Source organism: Microbacterium imperiale, assembly GCF_017876655.1.
In the GTDB taxonomy this organism is placed as follows: Bacteria; Actinomycetota; Actinomycetes; order Actinomycetales; family Microbacteriaceae; genus Microbacterium; species Microbacterium imperiale.
The window spans coordinates 3,075,205-3,092,434 of the sequence record NZ_JAGIOK010000001.1; the positions used below are offsets into that span (position 1 = coordinate 3,075,205).

Below are 17,230 nucleotides of genomic sequence, written 5' to 3' on the forward strand. Positions count from 1 at the left end.
GCCAGGTCGACAAAGATCCGCCGGCGTGAGCGTGGACGACCTCGACGCGCGTGAGTGCTCACCAGGTGAGGGATCGGTCATCCGTCTCCGGCTCCCCAAAGCCTGGGGGACAGGGAACCACGATTGCCGAGACCGTCGCTTCGTCTGAGAACTTGAAACTGCGGCAGGCGACTCCCCACGGTGTCGGGTGGGGGAGCAGAAATCCGACGCTCTCTCCTTCGTGGTACTTGACGCCGATAGTGACGGTAGCCGAGCTTACGTCGATGATGCTCCAGGAGATTCCGGGGCGGACGGGGTCGCTGGCAGCTGACTCGAGCCTTCGCGCGTTGGCGGTAGTGGGAGCTCCCGGGTTGGCGGCGGCCACGGCGCGTGCGTGATTCAGCAGGTCTTGGTCAGCGAAGGCGCCGGCGATCTCCTCGTTCAACGTGAGCACTTCGCTCGACCATTCGCTCGTTGCGCTGACCGAGATGCTGAGGGCGACGAATGCTGCTGTCGCGACAAGCAAGCCCGTGGTGCGTCTCTGGGCTCGCGCAAGCGACGAGCGGACCGCGTCGGGGAGTGAGCGCTGAGTGCCCCGCAGCGCGCTATTGGCCGAACGCGTCACGGCGTGGTGGCCGGCGGTTGCCACGGGAACGGATTGTGGACGAGGTGCTCGTAGTCCGCGAAGTCGCCCTCGCGCATCGGTCCGTAGACGTTGTCGTACCACTCGGATGCGGGGAGGTCAGCGTAGTTGTTCGGGAAGACGGCCGAGAGGTAGCCGTCGCGGATGACGTCGAAATACGCGGTCGCGGTCTCGGCGTCGCCGTGCGAGAGCGCCGTGCGCGCGGCATCCACGTTAGCGAACTCCCAGTACCAGAAGATGCGGTTGGCCGTCACGATCTCGGACCAGTTGGGGCCGTCTTCGGGCCGGTCGTAGTAGCCGGGGTCGACCGGGAACGTGTAGCCGTCGGGGAGAGGCAACGGGAACGCGATCGCGGCCTCGGTGTAGTAGTCGAGGATGCCGTCGAGGTGCCGGTGCTGGGGGTTGTTCGGGTTCGCCTGCATGAACGTTGCTGCGTACTCGTCGGGCGAAACCGGGTGCGACGGGAGTCCGTCCCAGCTGGGCAGATCCGGCTCCCAGGCGGCGGGGTCTGGCGTGGTCTCCGTGCGAGTTTCGGATGCCGCTGGCTCGCCGCCTGAGGTGACCGACGCGCATCCGGTGAGGAGCGTTCCGGCTAGCGCCAGGGCGACGGAGGCGGTGATGCGGATGCCGGGCGTCGAGCGAGTGCTGCGGAAGCCGGTCCGCAAGGGGCGCGCCGGGGAGTCGGTATCGAGCTGAGGGCGCATGGTCGAACGTTAGTGGTGGTCGGCGGGCGCTCGCCAGTGCGGGGGTTGTGGTGCTGCCCGCGGTTCGTGCGGAGGGCCACCGCACGAACGCTCCGGCTGTGTCGGCGGTTCTCGGCGCGCACGGGCCGAGCAGACGAAGGCCCCGGCCACCGCGCTCGAGCGGGTGCCGGGGCTCTCGAAGACTGCTGGCGTCAGGCGCGGACGCCGAGCGCGAAGCTGATCGCGCCTTCGCCGTCGACCTGCGCGTCGAGGACGCTCTCGTCGAGCGCGAGCGCTGCGGCCGGGTCGACGAACACGCGGGCACCGTCGGCCTCGACAACGGCATCCTCGCTCTGCGGTGCCTCGGCGAGGGAGAGCGCGAAGCCGGTCTCGGGGGAGCCGGTGTCGGCGATGCGGACACCACCGGCCTCGGCGGGGATCTGAGCGGTGAGGTTCTTCACCGCGGTGGCGGCGTTCTCGGTGAGCGTGAGCATGAAGCTCTCCTTCCGTGGATTGCTGCGGAACCGGCCACGATTCCGAGAATCCCGGCGCGACGCAAACGCAGGCGATGACTCCCAGGGGATTCGGAAGGTCGAGGACGCTTAGACTCGGAGGTGCCTAGCCTCTGTAGCTCAGTGGAAGAGCCACTCCGTCCTAAGGAGCGGGTCGGGGGTTCGAATCCCTCCAGGGGCACATTCTTAGCGCGAAGCTGTCCGCGGAGCGAGCGGCCGACTTAGGGATCCGCTCATCTGCGCCGGAGGGGTCGCGAAGAGGCGCCGGCGAGGTCGTAGGTTTGATCAGGTGAACGTATGGGGGATCCACAACGACTCGCTCACCACTGAACTCGTGGAAGACGGGTTCATCAGCATCGGCTGGGATGACCAGCCCGATCTGCGGGGGATTCGAGACGGACGCCAGGGGTTGAAACGCGCGCTCGCGGAGCAGCATCCTGATGCGAAGCCGGGGTCGATCGCGGCTCGTGCGGGCGTTCTGCTTCGATTCCGCGACGAGATGAACGTCGGTGACCTTGTCGTGGCGCCATACAAGCCCGACTCGACCATCAATCTCGGGCTGATTTCGAGTGACTACTACTTCGCGCCGGACGCGCCGACCCACCGACACCGGCGACGCGTCGATTGGATTAAGACCGGGCTACCTCGAACAGTCTTCACCCAACCCGCTCTCTTCGAGATCGGGTCGGTGCTAACGGTCTTTCGAGTGCGTCGGCACGTAGACGAGTTCATGACCGCGCTTCGAAGCGAAGATGACAGTATCGACGGGCTCACACGCGCCGTCGACGCGGCTGCTGACCGATCGTCCGAGGACGATGCCGCGGGCGATGAGCCCCGCGCTTCACGCATCGACCGGCATACCAGGGACTTCGTGCTGGAGACCCTGCACCGCCGCCTCTCGCATCAAGACTTCGAAGAATTTACCGCCGAGTTGCTGCGCGCACTCGGCTACCAGGCGCGAGTGACTCAGTACTCGCAGGATGGTGGCGTTGACGTTATCGCGCACCGCGACCCGCTGGGCGTCGAGCCCCCGCAGATCAAAGTGCAGTGCAAGCACCACACGGGGACGATCTCGGCACCTGAGGTGCAGCAGCTTGCCGGGGCCCAGGGGCCGGGTGAGCTGTCCATCTTCGTCACGCTCGGTACGTACACGAAAGACGCACGGTCTATCGAGCGTCAGCGCACGGGGTTGCGGTTGCTCTCTGGCGAGGATGTTGTCGGTCTTGTGCTGGAGAACTACGACAAGCTTCCTGAGAAGCGCCGAGCGCTCATACCCCTCACGCGCGTTCTGGTGGTTTCGGACAGTGCCGATCTTTGACGAGAGGATTCTGATACGGGCACTGACCTGACAGGATCCGAGGGTGTGGGAAACCTTCTGGCCAGACGTTCTCGTGGCTGTCATCGGCGCGGCGCTCGGCGCCGTCCTAACTGTCTTGATCGCTGCCATCACCTACGTGATCTCAGTGCGACGCCAAGAGCTTCGGTCGTTGAACGATCTGATTGACGATCTCCATCACCGACGCGCGTTCGACACGGGCCCCGGATTGATTCCCGGCGCCCGAGCGAGCGAAGACTATGCGCGCGCGAATCGGAGCGTCATCTCTGCCCGCAACGAGATCCGACAGGCGCGGCGTGGCGTGCGGTTCAATGCGAAACTTCGGGAACCGCTGAAGCGCATGACGCAAGCGTGCAACGAATACCTGGATGCGGCCGAGTGGGAGCCGGATGCTTACGCACTCCACGTCGTCGAGCTGCGCGCCGCGTTGATGGACGATATACGGAGGATCGCGGCTGCTCGTCGGGGCGTGCGCGCGCTCGAGCCGGGGGGCGGAGCGTCGCGCTGACAAATGCGATGAGGATGGTCGCTCTCAGTAAGGGATCCGCAGGGCAGCATCCGACGAGTCCGCTTGAGAAGCTGATCAGTCGGTGCTCTCCTCTTGACTCCCGATGCCGATAGCCTCACAGCAGTGAATAGGCGCGAAGGTTTCTTGCTCGGCGTTTCCGGTTTGGCGGTCGCCGGTCTCGTCGCGCTGGCAATGCCGGCAGTCGCATCGCTCGCTAATTCGGTTGCGCTTGGTCCCGAGATGGCAGACGGCCGTGCCCCAGAGGCCGTCGCGACGGAGAGCCCATCACGGGACCGTGGCGCCGAAACGACGTCGCCCGTCGACGCCGAGGGTGGCATGGTCGGGTATCAAGACGTCGGCGGTGGTGTCAGCATCGCCGCGAAAGGACCGGGCGACTGCCCGACGTGGGCGATCGTCACTCCGTACGATGCATGGAATCCCGCGGCTCGGCTGTCTGGAGCGATGACGGACCTCGGCCCGACGGCCTACGCGTCCGGAGAGGTCGGGCTTGACGATGAGGGTGAGATCGCGACCTACACCGTGGCGTCCGGCGACACCGGGTACGGCATTGAGGACCGCTTCTGCCTCGACTACATCGCGATGTTGTCGTACAACGACAAGTCATTCTCTGAGCCGGAGCTCCAGCCGGGCGAGATCCTGATCCTCCGCCCCTAGCGCTCGGCTAACATCTCCGCATGGCCAAAGCACCCCGGATCACCGACGTCTCGATCGGGAGCGACGGCATCCGCCTCGGCCAGTTCATGAAGTTCGCGGGCCTGCTCGACTCGGGCGGCGACGTCAAGGAGGCCATCATCGACGGCTACGTGACGGTCAACGGCGAGGTCGAGCGGCGGCGGGGTCGTCAGCTGCAGGTCGATGACGTCGTCAGCCACGAGGGCCGCACCGTCCGCGTCCGCCCTTAGACATCCGACGCCACGGCCGCCAGATGGAAGAATCGTCCGGGTGACCGCAACTCTCGTCGCTCAGGGCCTCGCCGGCGGATACGGCCACCGCACTCTCTTCGACGGCCTCGATCTCACCGTCAGCCCGGGTGACGTCGTCGGTGTCGTCGGCGCCAACGGCGCCGGCAAGTCCACGCTGCTCCGCATCCTCGCCGGGCGTGACGCGCCACAGGCGGGCACCGTCAGCCTCGCTCCCGCCGACGCCTTCGTCGGCTGGCTGCCGCAGGAGCACGAGCGCGTCGAAGGCGAGACCGTGGCCGCGTACATCGCCCGCCGCACGGGATGCGCGGAGGCGACGGTCGAGATGGATGCCGCGGCATCCGACCTCGGTGATCCCTCCATCCCCGGCGCTGACGACCGGTACGCCACCGCGCTCGATCGCTGGCTCGCGAGCGGTGCTGCCGACCTCGACGAGCGCCTGCCGATCGTGCTCGCCGACCTCGGGCTGGAGCTCGACGCCGACGGCATCCATATGACCTCCCTCTCGGGTGGGCAGGCGGCGCGCGTCGGTCTCGCGGCGCTGCTGCTCTCGCGCTTCGACATCGTGCTGCTCGACGAGCCCACGAACGACCTCGACCTCGACGGGCTCGAGCGCCTCGAAGCGTTCGTGCGCGGGCTGCGCGGGGGAGTCGTGCTGGTCAGCCACGACCGCGAGTTCCTCGCGCGCAGCGTGACGCGCGTGCTCGAGCTCGACCTCGCGCAGAACTCGCACCGCATCTACGGCGGCGGCTACGACGCCTACCTCGAAGAGCGGGCGACTGTGCGGCGTCATGCGCGCGAGAAGTACGACGAGTTCGCGGGCAAGAAGGCCGACCTCGTCGCTCGGGCCCGCGTGCAGCGCGAGTGGTCGAGCCAGGGCGTCCGCAACGCGATGAAGAAGAATCCCGACAACGACAAGATCCGCCGCAAGGCCGCGACGGAGTCGAGCGAGAAGCAGGCGCAGAAGGTGCGTCAGATGGAAAGCCGCATCGCCCGGCTCGAAGAGGTCGAGGAGCCCCGTAAGGAGTGGCAGCTCGAGTTCACGATCGGCGCCGCGCCGCGGTCGAGCTCCGTCGTGTCGACGCTTAACGGCGCCGTGGTCCGGCAGGGCTCGTTCACGCTCGGACCCGTGTCGCTGCAGATCAACGCCGGCGACCGCATCGGCATCACCGGGCCCAACGGGGCGGGCAAGTCCACGCTGCTGCGAACGATCCTCGGACGGCAGCAGCCCGACGAGGGAAGCGCCAGCATCGGCTCGAGCGTGAGCATCGGCGAGATCGATCAAGCGCGTTCTCTGCTGGTCGGATCGACGCCGCTCGCCGACGCCTTCGAAGCGCTCGCGCCCGAGATGGCGTCGGGTGAGGTGCGGACGCTGCTCGCGAAGTTCGGGCTCAAGGCCGACCACGTTCTGCGTCCGGTGGGCGAGCTGTCGCCGGGGGAGCGCACCCGCGCCGGCCTCGCCCTGCTGCAGGCGCGGGGCGTGAACGTCCTCGTCCTCGACGAGCCGACGAACCACCTCGACCTGCCCGCCATCGAACAGCTCGAGCAGGCCCTCGAGTCGTACGACGGCACGCTGCTGCTCGTCACCCACGACCGGCGGATGCTGGATGCCGTCAGCACCAACCGCCGCTGGCACGTTGAGGATGGTCGGGTCACCGAGAGCTGAGCCGCGAGGCTGGCGGGGTTGCCGGTACGCCCCTAGGCTCGCGGGATGACGAGTGACGCGACATCCCGACCGAGCCGTCTCGCCGAACCGCCGCTGACGCAGCCCTTCGAGGGGGCTTCGTTCCCGGCAGCGATTCGGCGCTTTCTCCAGAACTATGCGACGTTCCGGGGCCGCGGGAGCCGCTCGGAGTTCTGGTGGCCGACGCTCGTGATCCTGCTGTTCCCGTATGCGGTCATGGCGATCAACGGGCTCGTCACCGGTGAGTGGCGTCTGATCGATACGCGCGTCGTGCAGGACGTCCCCGAAGCCGTTGTGGTCCTGTTCTCCCTCGTCACGCTGCTGCCGCTGCTGGCGGTGACCTGGCGTCGCCTGCACGACACGAACCGCACGGGTGCGTGGTTCTTCCTCGTCTTCCTGCCGATCATCGGATGGATCGCCCTCGCAATCCTCCTCGCGATGAAGGGCGTCCCCGGCGCGAATCGCTTCGACGTCGCGAGGTGACGCTCCGCGTCGGGTGGGGTCGGGGAGTTTCGTCTACTCTGGCGTCGAGGTCTCGAGATCTCGTCGAGGACCGGACCGAGGTACGCATCATGCAGCGCAATGAAGCGTCCGCAGATGATGCGCTGCGAGAGGTTCGGCGTGCGCTGCGCGCGGTCGGGCGCGTGCCGAGAGTGATCAGCTCGATCGTTGCGCTCGTCATGCTCGCGGCATCATCGGTGCCGGTCATGGCGGATCGTGACATGACGGGGCTCATCGTGGTGGGCGTCCCCAGCGTGATCAGCGTCATGCTCGCATTCCGAGTGCGAGCAGCTCTCGGCGAGGACGATGTCCTGCTCATCACTGGATACGTTCGATCCAGCCGCATCGCTCTCCGCGAAGTCCACGCCTTTGTAGACGTCCCCTACGCCGGATGGTGGAACGGTTTCGCGGGATCGGACGGTTGGACGAACTTCGGTCTTCGCATGCTCGAGATCGAGCTGCGCGGTGGGCGCGCCGCTTCCCTTCCGGAGTCCATCTGCAGTGGCAGGCGAACCACGAGCATCGCCGACCTCCTGAACTCATGGGCAGATGAGCGCAGCCCTCTCAACCGTCGCGCAGCAGTCGAGGATTGATCGTCTGCGATCGGCGTCGCGCGGTGAGGGCCCGCTGACGCGTTATCCGCGTCGGCTGATCAGCACCGCGGCGATGGCGACCGCCGAGATGACGGCGGCGAGGCGCACGGCCTTGCCGGTGCCCCGCGAGACGGTCAGTACGCGGTCGGCGATCTTCGTGTTGGCGTCGATGCGGGCGGTGGCGAAGCCGGCGGCGGCATCCACGATCTTGTCTGCGACGTCGGGGACCGCGTTGGGGATGGCGTTCTTCGCGACATCCTGCGCCTTGTGAATGACGCCCTTGCCGGCATCCGCCACACCATGGACGGCACGGGATGCTGCGCGGGTGAGGCCCTTCTCGGACTTCGGGGTCTCGGTGGCGGACGCGCTCTGCTCGTCGTTCGTCGCACCGGGGGTGTTTTCGTCAGCCATGGCGGCTCCGTTCGGTCGTAAGGCGGAACGTCGCCACTCTCGCACCGGCGGTGCCCTCGAAAGAGCCCCTAGCCGAGCCGACGGATTTCGCGTATGTCCGGGTGAGCGAAGGCGACCACCCGAGCAGCGCCCGGCCTCACGGTAGCGTCGGGTGCGATGAACAACCCGTTCGGCGAAGTGCCGGCTCTCCCTGTCGTCGGTCCCTTCGGCATCGCGGTCTTCGCCGTGCTGCTGATCGTGCTGCTGATCCGCCGCATCTTCTCGCTGCCGCGGGCGGCGGTGGCCGCGGCGGTCGCCGTCTACGCCGCGGGCATCGTGGGCAACACGATCTTCCCGATCTTCCTCGACAAGCCGGACTCCGGAGCGCCGTGGACGCCGGGCCTGGCACTGCTGCCCTTCGTCGACTACGAGATCGACGACGCGCTGATGAACGCGCTGGTCTTCGTGCCGCTCGGCATCCTCATCCCGCTCCTGCTCGCCCGGCCGAGCTGGTGGAAGGTGATCGTGGCGGCTGCCATCACGAGTCTGACGGTCGAGTCGCTGCAGCTCGGTGCGCAGGCGTTCTTCGCGGGCGGGCACATCGCCGACATCAACGACCTGCTCTCGAACGTCGCCGGCGGCGCTTTGGGCTACGGTCTGCTTCTGCTGCTCGCGCGGGTCCCCGTTCTCGCGCGGCTGATCGACCGGTTCCGCTGGAGCCGCCGCCCGCAGCAGAGTCCCCTGGAACCGGACGTCGTCCGCGGCTGAGGGTCAGCGGCCCTGACGCTTCTTGTAAGGCTTCGGCTGTCCCTTGACGATGGGCGCGCGGCCGGCACCCTTCGATGCCTTGGCCTTTCCGCTGCCGGTGGGCTTCTGCTTCGGGTCGCGCTGCGGCACGTCGGCGATCTCGGCGCGCGCATCGGCGAGCAGCAGGGTGCCGGCCGGGGTGAGTCGCGGTTTGCTGCCGTCCTTCGCGAACAGCGGGTGCCCCACCTCGTCCTCGAGCCGCTCGATCGACGAGTACAGCGCGGGAAGCGAGATGCCGAGACGTTCCGCGGCGCGCGGGAAGTGCAGTGTCTCGGCGGCGGCGACGAAGTGCACGAGGTCGCGGGTCTTCATGAGTCACCGTCCTGCAGTGTGGGTCGGTCGGCGCCGAAGCGGCGATCGAGCACGGCGCCGTACTCGCTGCCGGCCAGGTAGTGGCGCAGGGCACGGGCCAGGCCGGCAAGGTCGTCCGGGTCGAGCTGTGTGTGCGCGCCGTCGTCGACGGCGCGGTCGATCTCGCGCAGCTGCGGGACGAGAGCCTTGCCCGCCGCCGTCAGCTGCAGCGCGACAGCGCGGCGGTCGGTCGGGTGCGTCGCCCGTTCGACGAAACCGCGACGCACGAGCGTGTCGACGATGCGACTCGGGCTGCCCGTCTCACAGACGATGAGGCCGCCGAGCTCCTTGAGCGTGATGGGTCCGTACGAGTCGAGCACGAGAACGATCTCGAACTGCGACGACGTCAGCCCGAGCGGCGCGAGCTGCCGGCTGAGAGCGCGGTTGCCCTCGCGCTGCGCGGCCAGCACGAGATAGCGCAGCTCGAAGGGTGCCAGGCCCGATGCGCGCGGGTCGGTCGTCGTCGAGGTGGCGGTATCGGTCATGCGGGTTCCAGCCGTTCGGGAGCGGTGGGGCGGAGGGTGTGCGCCCATTGTGTCAGCAACTACCGAGCGGACCGCCGCGTACCGAGGGGTACGGCCGGTCCGCTCGGCTCCGGGGTCAGGTGAGCACGGGCGCAGGCGTCGACGCACCGACCTCAGCGGCCGCCGGAGGTGCGACCGACTCAGCGCGGCGTCCGAACGAACGCGGGCCGAGGGCGCGAAGGATGCTCGGCATCACCAGCATCCGGATGACGACGGCATCCAGGGCGACCGCGACCGCCAAGCCGATGCCGATCTCGCGGACGATACTGATCTGCGCCGTCGTGAACGACAGGAACACCGCGATCATGATCAGCGCGGCGCTGTTGATCATCGCCCGCGTGCGCGCCGCGCCCTGCAGGACGGACTGCTCGAACGGCATGCCCGCCCGGTACAGCTCGCGCATGCGCGACATGATGATCACCATGTAGTCCATGCTGAGTCCGAACATGACGGCGAACAGCAACACCGGCGTGACCGAGTTCAGCGGATCGTCGCTCATCCAGCCCTGCAGCAGGGTCAATACGCCCAGGCTCGCGCCGACGACGAGCAGGTTGAAGACGAGGGCAAGCGCCGGCAGGATCACCGACCGCCACGCGAAGGCGAGCATCAGGAACGTCAGCGTGAGGACGATCGCGGCGATGAGCGGGATGCTCTCGATGATGGTCTCGTCGAAGTCGAGCCCTTGCGCGGTCGCGCCGGTGACCGCCACTCGCGCGCCGTCGGGGAGCTGATCCGCGAGGCCGGAACGGATGTCGCTGACGAGGGCGTGGGCGCTGACGGAGTCCGGTCCGTCGGCAGTCGTCGCCAGCAGCCGCACTGCGATGCCCGCGTCATCGGCGTGCCACAGGCGCTGCAGCTGCGGGGGAGTCTCACCCGCTTCGAGCGCGGTCGCCGCCGGACTGCCGACCGGCGCGAAAGATGCCGCGTCGAGCACTGAGTCGGCGCCGGCTCGGTCAGCGACCCACGAGCTCGCCGTCGCCGTAGCCACGAGCGCATCCGCCGGCTCGGTGCCCGGGGGGAACGTCACGATCACGTCGACGGGGAACAGTCCCTCCTGTCCGATGTTCCGCTCGAGCAGTTCGAGCCCTTGCCGCGCGGGGTCGTCGGACGGCAGCACCGTCGCGCTTGCGACCGGGGATTGCAGCGACAGCCCGAAGACGGGAATCGCTGCGAGGGCGAGCACGGCCACGCCGGCTGCTCCGACCAGGCCGGGACGACGAATGCGCGAGGTCACGATGGTCCGCCCCGGGCCGGGTGTCCGCCGACGGCGCAGGAGGGGGATGCGGCCGGCGTCGATGCGCGGGCCGAGCAGGGCGAGCCCCGCCGGCAGGACGAGCATCGTGACGCCGAGGGCGACGAGCGAGACGACGACCCCGCCCAATGCGATGCTCGTGAGCGCCATGACGCGCGGGACGAAGAGCGCTGACAGAGCGAGCGCGACGGCGATGCCGCTGAAGAGCACGGAATGGCCGGCGGTGGACATGGTCGCGGTGATCGCGTCGGGCGTGCTGCGGCCCGCGGCGAGTTCTTCGCGGAATCGTTTGATGATGAACAGCGAGTAGTCGACGGCGACTGCGAGGCCGATCATCGACACGATGTTGGAGTAGAGGTTCGAGATCTCTGTCACGCCCGTCGCGAGGGTTCCGAATCCGAGCGAGATCATCAGCGCCGACCCCGCCACCAGCAGCGGGAGCAGCGTGGCCACGACCGAACCGAAGACGAACAGCAGGACCACGATCAGCACCGGGAACACGATGATCTCGGCGCGTAGTGCGTCCGCCTTTGAGTGCGCGTTCAACTGATAGTCGAGCGCCGGCTGTCCGGTGACGAAGGCCTCACCGGCGATGTCGGATTCGTCGAGCGCGGCCTGCAGCTTCGGGACGATGTTCTGCACCGTCGTGCTGTCCTGGGTAAACCCGGCGATGATCGCCATGGTGCGGCCATCATCCGATCCGAGCTCGGGCTGATCGAACGGGGTGGTGATGGTCTCGGCCCCGGCGTCGGTCGTCAGGTCGGCCGCGCGTGCGACATCACTCGGCGTGAGTGGGGCGTCGGCATCCACCACGATGACCAGCTGATTCGGTGCCTCGTCGAACGTCTCCTCAATAGTCTCCTGCGCCAGCAGCGCCTCGGCCCGTGGGTTGGTGAACCCGCCGCCACTCAGGACGCCGTCCAGGCGAAGAGCGAGCAGCGCGCCCACCACGAAGAGCAACGCCCAAGCGATGAGAACGGTACGTGGTCGTCGGATCGCGAGCGCGGTGATGGCTTTCATGAGTTCCCCGATCTGAATGCTGTGTCATCCGTGTTGTGACATGTATACAGCAGATTGCGGCAGATGAACATCAGAGGTCGCGTCTAGTCGATGCTTGCGCCTCCGGCGGAGGTGACCATAACTTCGATCTACACGACACGCATGCTGGGGCAATATATGCGACGTCATCAAATTGATCACCGTCTCGCAGACGGTTTCGCAAGGGGGATACCATGACCATCCAGATCGAACACATCGCTACGGGGACCGTTCTCGACCCCGCTGTTGACGCCATCGCCGCCATCGCACGCGGCGAGATGGTGGTGGTCGTCGACGACGAGGATCGCGAGAACGAAGGCGATCTCGTTGTGGCGGCCGACCACGCGACCGCGGGCGTCATCAACTTCATGATCACGCACGGACGGGGACTGGTGTGCCTGGCACTGCCGGCCGCCCGCGCCGCGGAACTCGAACTTCCTCCCATGGTGCCGCGCAACGAGGACCACATGGGTACCGCCTTCACGGTGTCGATCGACGGAACCCCGGCGTGCGGCGTGACGACGGGCATCTCGGCGGGCGAACGTGCGACGACGATCAGTCTGGCTCTCTCCGGCACCGCTAGCGACCTTCAGCGTCCCGGTCACGTCTTTCCGCTCATCGCGCGCGAAGGGGGAGTTCTCACTCGCACTGGTCACACCGAGGCGTCGGTCGACATCGCGCGGCTGGCGGGATGCACGCCGGCCGGCGTCATCGTCGAGATCATCGGCGAGGACGGCGAAATGCTCCGGCGTGATGCCCTGCGCTCGTTCGCGGACCATCACGGGCTCGTCATGACGAGCATCGATCTGATCCGCCGTCACATCCTCAACGGAGCGCGCTGATGCGCAGCGAAGTGGTCGTGCGTCGGATCTCGGGAGCCATCGTGCGCCGGCAGCTGCGCACGCACCTCGCCGGGATCGATGGGCTGCACCACCTGCCGGCGACCGGATCGTTCGTGCTTGTCCCGAATCACCGCAGCTACTTCGACCACTTCGTCATGGAGCTGCTGGTCGGGGCGGCGGTGGGCAGGCCGGTGTGGTTCCTGACGAAGCAGGAAAGCTTCGAGGGTGCTCTATCCCGCGTGTGGACGAAAGCCTGGTACGGCATCCCGGTGGATCGGCACCGGCCCAGCCCGGCAACCCTTCGCGCGATCCAAACGGTCTTCGCCGCCGACGAAGTGCTGTGCGTCTACCCCGAGGGCACTCGCAACGTCGCCGATGAGATGCTCCCGTTCCAAGCAGGAGCTTTCCGGTTCGCGTTGACAGCCGGCGTTCCGGTCATCCCGGTGGCACTGACCGGAACTGAGTCCGTGCTGCCGAAGGGCAGCCGCCGCTTTCGCCGCGGGGGGCGCGTCCGCGTGTCGTTCGGTGAACCGATCCTGCCGGACATGAGCAAAGGCAAGCAGCACGCCGCGCAGCAGTTGTCAGCGGACACAAGGGCAGCCATCATCGGCCTCCTTTCGACCGGATGTCGCGCCGCGGACGGCCCGGCCACAACAGGTGCGGTCGACGATCTCGTGACTGCCGCGCTAGACCCCGAGGGACGGCTGGCCGTCGCGGACGAGCGTCGTCTCCGTTTCGTGCTGCGGTTGCTGTCGTCGTCGGGTGTTCGGTCGGTCGACCTCGAGGTCCAACGTGCGCGGCTGCGCGGCTTGGCGATTCTGCGTCGCCCTGCGCCGCTCCGAGCTCTGCCGGCGCTGTCGGTGCGGCGCCGCTTGGAGCGTGTACTGCGAGCCGACCCCGCGAACTCGCTTGCGAACTACCTGCTCGCGCGCTGGCACCTGGCTATGCCGGCGGTGCTCGGCGGTGATCCTGCCCTGGCTGAACGATTGTTCGCTCTGAGCGCGCGAACCGCCCCTGGGGGTGACACGCGGGCTCTAGCAGGTTTGGCCGAGGTGCAGTTGGCGGACGGGCGCGTGGAAGCCGCACAGGCGACGCTGCAGCGGATCGCCGACACGCCCGCGGTGGCGGGCTCCCGGGCGGAAGCACGCGCGGCGCGCGCCCGTCTGCAGCTCGTGACGCTGGCGGACGTCGTCGACCCCTCGCAGGCTGGGGTGCTCGCGTGACTGCGGCCCTGCGGAGCGGTCCGATGACCGTGCTCGGCGATGTCGCGGTGGTGTTCGACGATGGGTCCCGTATCCGGTGGGCTCGCACCGGCGGTAACCAATGGACCCTCGCGGAGCACTGGCCGAATGCCGAGGAGGTCGCAGCTGTCGAACGGCACCGCGAGCGAGGCGGCTGCTTGCTCGTCGTCTCGGATGGTCGACCGATCACCGCGGACGCGTTTGTAAGCGAGGTGCCGTCGGGTGCCACGAGCTCTGAAGGCTCCGATGTCGTCGAACTCAGGGTGGACCATTTCGACTGGCTTCCCGAGCTGGTGTGCGCGCGCGGGACGGCCTTCCTCCGTGAACAGGCAGAGCGATGGGACGCGTTGCCGGCTCTGCTCAGGCCTGCCGTCGTGCTCGACACGGCGATCGACGAGCCGCTCGCCCCGGGCCAGGTCACGTTCGCGCTCCTGGCGCCCGGGATCAGCCGCAGTCGCATCGAACGCGAGCTCGTTGACTATCTCGCCTTCGTGCGAGCCGGCGGCGCCACGACCGGACGGCACAGCGCATGACATACGGCGGACAGACAGTCATTGAAGCGTCGGCGGCCGAGATCGTCGATGTTCTTACCGACGTGGGTGCTCTCGCCTCGTGGAATCCCGCCTTCGGAGCGATAGAGGGGTCGGGGCCAGCCGCAGTCGGCCTTCGATACCGCACGCGTGTTCGCGACCTTGTGCCGGCCTCGATCCGTTTCACGGCTATTTCCGCTGCCGAGGTACGGTACGAGCTTCTTGCGCCGGGGGCGCAAGAGCGAGGCGTCTGGTATCTGAGGCCCGGTTCCTTGCCCGGGCACGAAACTATCGTCGTGCACGAGTTCACCCACGCCGGGGCCAGCCTCGCGATCATGAGGCGCGCGTTCCGACCGGTCGCGTCGTGGCGCCTCGCACGCCTGCGTCAGGAAGTTCTACGACGCTGAGACCCGCGAGCCGTCAGAGGTTGTCGAAGTCGCTCCAGGGCTGGGGCGCTCCGCCGAACTCCGGGTCCTCGCTGGCGACGGCCGCCGAGGTTCCGCGGTCGCGCAGTTGCTCGGACTGACGGCGCAGGCGCGCGACGAGCACGTCGTCGCGAAGCTCGGGGCCATCCCAATCGGTCTCGCGCGAGGTGATCTGGCTGGCGGGACCGACGAGGACCTCCCAGCGGACCTCGGTTCCGTCGGCATTGACGATGGGAATGTCGACGGTTGCCGAGCTGCCGACGTGAGCGAGGGCCTGCGCATAACCGAGGAGGGCTCGGGCGATGTCGGACCCCGTCACCACGGAGTCGCCCGCGTAGTGAATTCTGTCCATGCGTCCGGCTTACCCGAGGCCTCCGCGCACTCGGGCGGGGGTGGCGTGGAGCGGGCGTGTGCGCTACGGCTCGTGGACGTCCGAACTCAGCCGCCCGAGCTCTCGCGCCGCACGAGCGCGGAGCGCAGCGATCGCAGCAGCAGAAGCAGGCCGCCGAGTCCGACGATGCTGCCGAGGAACGGGAACACCGAGACCGTCTCGGTGAGAAGCGGGCCGTGGTCGGCGACGCCCAGCATCACGCCGACGATCACCAGCGTCGCGCCCACCACGGTCGTGGTGAGCCGGCCGGTCAACGACTCGACCCACGAGCGGTCGTCGGGCGATTCGAGGGCGCGCAGGCGAACGGTCAACTCGCCCGACTCGAGGTCGTGCAGGATGCCGTCGACGCGGCGCGGCAGGTCGCGCAACCGCTCTCGGCCGAGTTGCAGCTGCACCTGTGCGCTCAGGGCCGCGGTGCGCGGATCGCCCATCCGCAGCGCGTAGTGCGGTGCGCGCGAGAGGGCGCGCTTGATCATGTCGTAGCCGGGGTCGAGGCGGCGGAGCGTGCCCTCGACGGCGCCGAGGGTGCGGAACGCCAACAGCAGCCCCGGCGGCAGCGCGAGCCGGTGGTGTCGCAGCACGTCGATGAGCGCCGAGAACAGGTGCTGATCGGCGCGCGAGTTGTGCAGCCGCGTGAGGAGGACGCCGATGTCGTGCTGCAGCGCGGCGACATCCACGGCGCTGCCGGACCGCGGCTTCACGAGCATCAGCACGGCGTCGGTCGCGCCGGAGTCGTCTTCGTTGTGCAGGGCCACGAGCAGCGGCAGCAGCAGCCGGCGCAGGCTCTTCTCGACGATGCCGACCGAGCCGAAGTCGATCAGCGCGACGATGCCGTCGGGCTGCAGGATGAGGTTGCCGGGATGCAGGTCGGCGTGGAACACCCCGCGCAGTGCGACCTGCCCGACGATGACGTCGAGCACGGCGTCGGCGATGGCCGTGGCGTCCTCGGGCGCGACGGAGCCGGGCTCGCCGGGCGCGGGCAGGCGGCTGAACGGGATGCCGCGCACGTGCTCCATCACGATGAGCTGCTCGGTGCACAGCTCGGGGTAGACGTCGGGGATGCGAACGGCTCGGGCGTCGGCCGCGGTCATCGAGTCGCGCAGCATCTCCATGTTCGCCACCTCGACGCGATAGTCGAGCTCTTCGCGCAGCGCGACGGCGAACTGCGCCGCCAGCGCCGACGCGCCGACATCCTTCGCCCACGTCGTGCGCCGCTCGAGGTCGGCGGCGGCGCGCTCGATGATGTCGAGGTCGGTGGCCACTTCGGCACGCGCCTTCGGGCGTTGGATCTTCACCACGACATCCGTGCCATCCCGCAGCTGCGCGGTGTGGACCTGACCGACGGATGCCGCCGCGAGCGGCGTCTCGTCGATGAAGGTGAAGACGAGGTCGAGCGGGCGCCCCAGCTGGGTCTCGATCGCGGACTTGGCCTCGGGCCAGGGGATCGGCGTCGTGTCCATCTGCAGCGTGGCGAGGGCGCGGGTGATCTCTGCGGGCAGCAGGTCACTGCGCGTCGAGAGAATCTGCCCGAGCTTGACGAAGGTCACCCCGGCGTCGTCGAGGGTCGCGGCCAGCGCCCGGGGGAGCTCCGCCCGCGCCGACTCGCTGCGCATGCCGCCGAGGCCGTGACGCGACGCGATCGCGACGATCCGGGCGTATCGCATGGCGCGTCGCCGACGGTGCAGCGCTCCACGGATGGCGCGGATGGGCCCGACGGGAACGCGGGCGGGCCACATCAGCTCGAGCGCGATGAGGACGATCAGCACGATCGCGAACATCCACGCCAGCACCAGGAGGACGAACCCGATGGTGATCGGGTTGTCGACCAAGACGCCGGACCCGCGCATGATGCCCGCTTGGCGCAGCACCCAGACGCCGAGCGGCGCGAAGACGACGAACACCACCAGCGAGACGAGCGGTCCGCGCACCCAGCCCACCCGGGCCTCGAGCGCGCGTTTGGCCAGCCACGTGGCCGCGACGGCGAAGACCACCGCTCCGATCGCGAAGAGCAACCATTCCGGCATCCGAACCCCCGAGCGCGTCGACCTTCCTCCGAGGC

20 protein-coding genes and 1 tRNA gene are annotated in these 17,230 nt (G+C 68.2%); 12 read left to right on the forward strand and 9 right to left on the reverse strand.

The window, feature by feature from the left end:
- Positions 1-58 precede the first annotated feature (58 nt).
- From JOF37_RS14885 to JOF37_RS14895, 3 genes are all read right to left on the reverse strand, one after another.
- On the reverse strand, positions 59-628 hold the full coding sequence (locus tag JOF37_RS14885) for a hypothetical protein (RefSeq protein WP_210007537.1): 570 nt from the start codon (positions 626-628) through the stop codon (positions 59-61).
- Positions 601-1,326 carry a hypothetical protein gene (locus tag JOF37_RS14890; RefSeq protein ID WP_245338181.1) on the reverse strand — a complete coding sequence of 242 codons (726 nt, stop codon included), beginning with the start codon at positions 1,324-1,326 and terminating at the stop codon, positions 601-603. The genes JOF37_RS14885 and JOF37_RS14890 overlap by 28 nt, the downstream gene beginning before the upstream one ends.
- Positions 1,327-1,517: 191 nt before the next feature.
- Complete coding sequence (locus JOF37_RS14895) at positions 1,518-1,799, reverse strand: HesB/IscA family protein (RefSeq protein WP_210007538.1); 282 nt, start codon at positions 1,797-1,799, stop codon at positions 1,518-1,520.
- A 127-nt stretch (positions 1,800-1,926) separates the two neighbouring features.
- Here JOF37_RS14895 and JOF37_RS14900 point away from each other — a divergent pair.
- The 8 genes from JOF37_RS14900 (at position 1,927) to JOF37_RS14935 (ending at position 7,380) form a co-directional block, all read left to right on the forward strand.
- Positions 1,927-1,998 (forward strand) — tRNA-Arg (locus JOF37_RS14900).
- Between the two features lie 108 nt (positions 1,999-2,106).
- Positions 2,107-3,135 (forward strand): restriction endonuclease, encoded by a 1,029-nt coding sequence (locus JOF37_RS14905; protein ID WP_210007539.1) that lies wholly within the window; start codon positions 2,107-2,109, stop codon positions 3,133-3,135.
- 43 nt (positions 3,136-3,178) lie between these two features.
- Positions 3,179-3,661 carry a DUF6650 family protein gene (locus JOF37_RS14910; protein ID WP_210007540.1) on the forward strand — a complete coding sequence of 161 codons (483 nt, stop codon included), beginning with the start codon at positions 3,179-3,181 and terminating at the stop codon, positions 3,659-3,661.
- A 123-nt stretch (positions 3,662-3,784) separates the two neighbouring features.
- Positions 3,785-4,336 (forward strand): LysM peptidoglycan-binding domain-containing protein, encoded by a 552-nt coding sequence (locus JOF37_RS14915; protein ID WP_210007541.1) that lies wholly within the window; start codon positions 3,785-3,787, stop codon positions 4,334-4,336.
- Positions 4,337-4,356: 20 nt separating this feature from the next.
- Positions 4,357-4,584: an RNA-binding S4 domain-containing protein gene (locus JOF37_RS14920; RefSeq protein ID WP_210007542.1), complete on the forward strand. Its 228-nt coding sequence runs from the start codon at positions 4,357-4,359 to the stop codon at positions 4,582-4,584.
- 40 nt (positions 4,585-4,624) lie between these two features.
- Positions 4,625-6,268, forward strand: a complete 1,644-nt coding sequence (locus JOF37_RS14925; protein ID WP_210007543.1) for an ABC-F family ATP-binding cassette domain-containing protein — start codon at positions 4,625-4,627, stop codon at positions 6,266-6,268.
- 45 nt (positions 6,269-6,313) lie between these two features.
- On the forward strand, positions 6,314-6,769 hold the full coding sequence (locus JOF37_RS14930; protein ID WP_210007544.1) for a DUF805 domain-containing protein: 456 nt from the start codon (positions 6,314-6,316) through the stop codon (positions 6,767-6,769).
- Between the two features lie 89 nt (positions 6,770-6,858).
- Positions 6,859-7,380 carry a hypothetical protein gene (locus JOF37_RS14935; protein ID WP_210007545.1) on the forward strand — a complete coding sequence of 174 codons (522 nt, stop codon included), beginning with the start codon at positions 6,859-6,861 and terminating at the stop codon, positions 7,378-7,380.
- Positions 7,381-7,422: 42 nt separating this feature from the next.
- On the opposite strand, the gene JOF37_RS14940 is transcribed toward JOF37_RS14935, so the two are convergent.
- Entirely contained in the window at positions 7,423-7,791 is a 369-nt protein-coding gene (locus JOF37_RS14940) for a hypothetical protein (RefSeq protein WP_210007546.1), read from the reverse strand.
- Positions 7,792-7,947: 156 nt separating this feature from the next.
- On the opposite strand from JOF37_RS14940, the gene JOF37_RS14945 reads away from it, so the two are divergent.
- Positions 7,948-8,538, forward strand: coding sequence for a VanZ family protein (locus JOF37_RS14945; RefSeq protein ID WP_210007547.1), 591 nt, complete (start codon positions 7,948-7,950; stop codon positions 8,536-8,538).
- Positions 8,539-8,541: 3 nt separating this feature from the next.
- On the opposite strand, the gene JOF37_RS14950 is transcribed toward JOF37_RS14945, so the two are convergent.
- The 3 genes from JOF37_RS14950 to JOF37_RS14960 form a co-directional block, all read right to left on the reverse strand.
- A complete protein-coding gene (locus JOF37_RS14950; protein WP_210007548.1) occupies positions 8,542-8,889 on the reverse strand; it encodes a LysR family transcriptional regulator in 348 nt (115 codons plus the stop codon).
- On the reverse strand, positions 8,886-9,413 hold the full coding sequence (locus tag JOF37_RS14955; protein WP_210007549.1) for a MarR family winged helix-turn-helix transcriptional regulator: 528 nt from the start codon (positions 9,411-9,413) through the stop codon (positions 8,886-8,888). The genes JOF37_RS14950 and JOF37_RS14955 overlap by 4 nt, the downstream gene beginning before the upstream one ends.
- Before the next feature lie 115 nt (positions 9,414-9,528).
- Positions 9,529-11,724, reverse strand: a complete 2,196-nt coding sequence (locus JOF37_RS14960) for an MMPL family transporter (protein WP_210007550.1) — start codon at positions 11,722-11,724, stop codon at positions 9,529-9,531.
- Between the two features lie 212 nt (positions 11,725-11,936).
- On the opposite strand from JOF37_RS14960, the gene ribB reads away from it, so the two are divergent.
- From ribB to JOF37_RS14975, 3 genes are read left to right on the forward strand one after another with little or no spacing between them, the layout of a single operon-like run.
- Entirely contained in the window at positions 11,937-12,584 is a 648-nt protein-coding gene (gene ribB / locus JOF37_RS14965) for a 3,4-dihydroxy-2-butanone-4-phosphate synthase (RefSeq protein WP_210007551.1), read from the forward strand.
- A 41-nt stretch (positions 12,585-12,625) separates the two neighbouring features.
- Positions 12,626-13,807: a lysophospholipid acyltransferase family protein gene (locus tag JOF37_RS14970; RefSeq protein ID WP_210007552.1), complete on the forward strand. Its 1,182-nt coding sequence runs from the start codon at positions 12,626-12,628 to the stop codon at positions 13,805-13,807.
- Positions 13,804-14,358, forward strand: a complete 555-nt coding sequence (locus JOF37_RS14975) for a hypothetical protein (protein WP_210007553.1) — start codon at positions 13,804-13,806, stop codon at positions 14,356-14,358. The genes JOF37_RS14970 and JOF37_RS14975 overlap by 4 nt, the downstream gene beginning before the upstream one ends.
- Positions 14,359-14,775: 417 nt before the next feature.
- Here JOF37_RS14975 and JOF37_RS14980 read toward each other — a convergent pair whose 3' ends face one another.
- Positions 14,776-15,132 (reverse strand): hypothetical protein, encoded by a 357-nt coding sequence (locus JOF37_RS14980; protein WP_210007554.1) that lies wholly within the window; start codon positions 15,130-15,132, stop codon positions 14,776-14,778.
- Positions 15,133-15,218: 86 nt separating this feature from the next.
- Positions 15,219-17,195, reverse strand: coding sequence for an ABC1 kinase family protein (locus tag JOF37_RS14985; protein WP_210007555.1), 1,977 nt, complete (start codon positions 17,193-17,195; stop codon positions 15,219-15,221).
- Between the last annotated feature and the right edge of the window lie 35 nt (positions 17,196-17,230).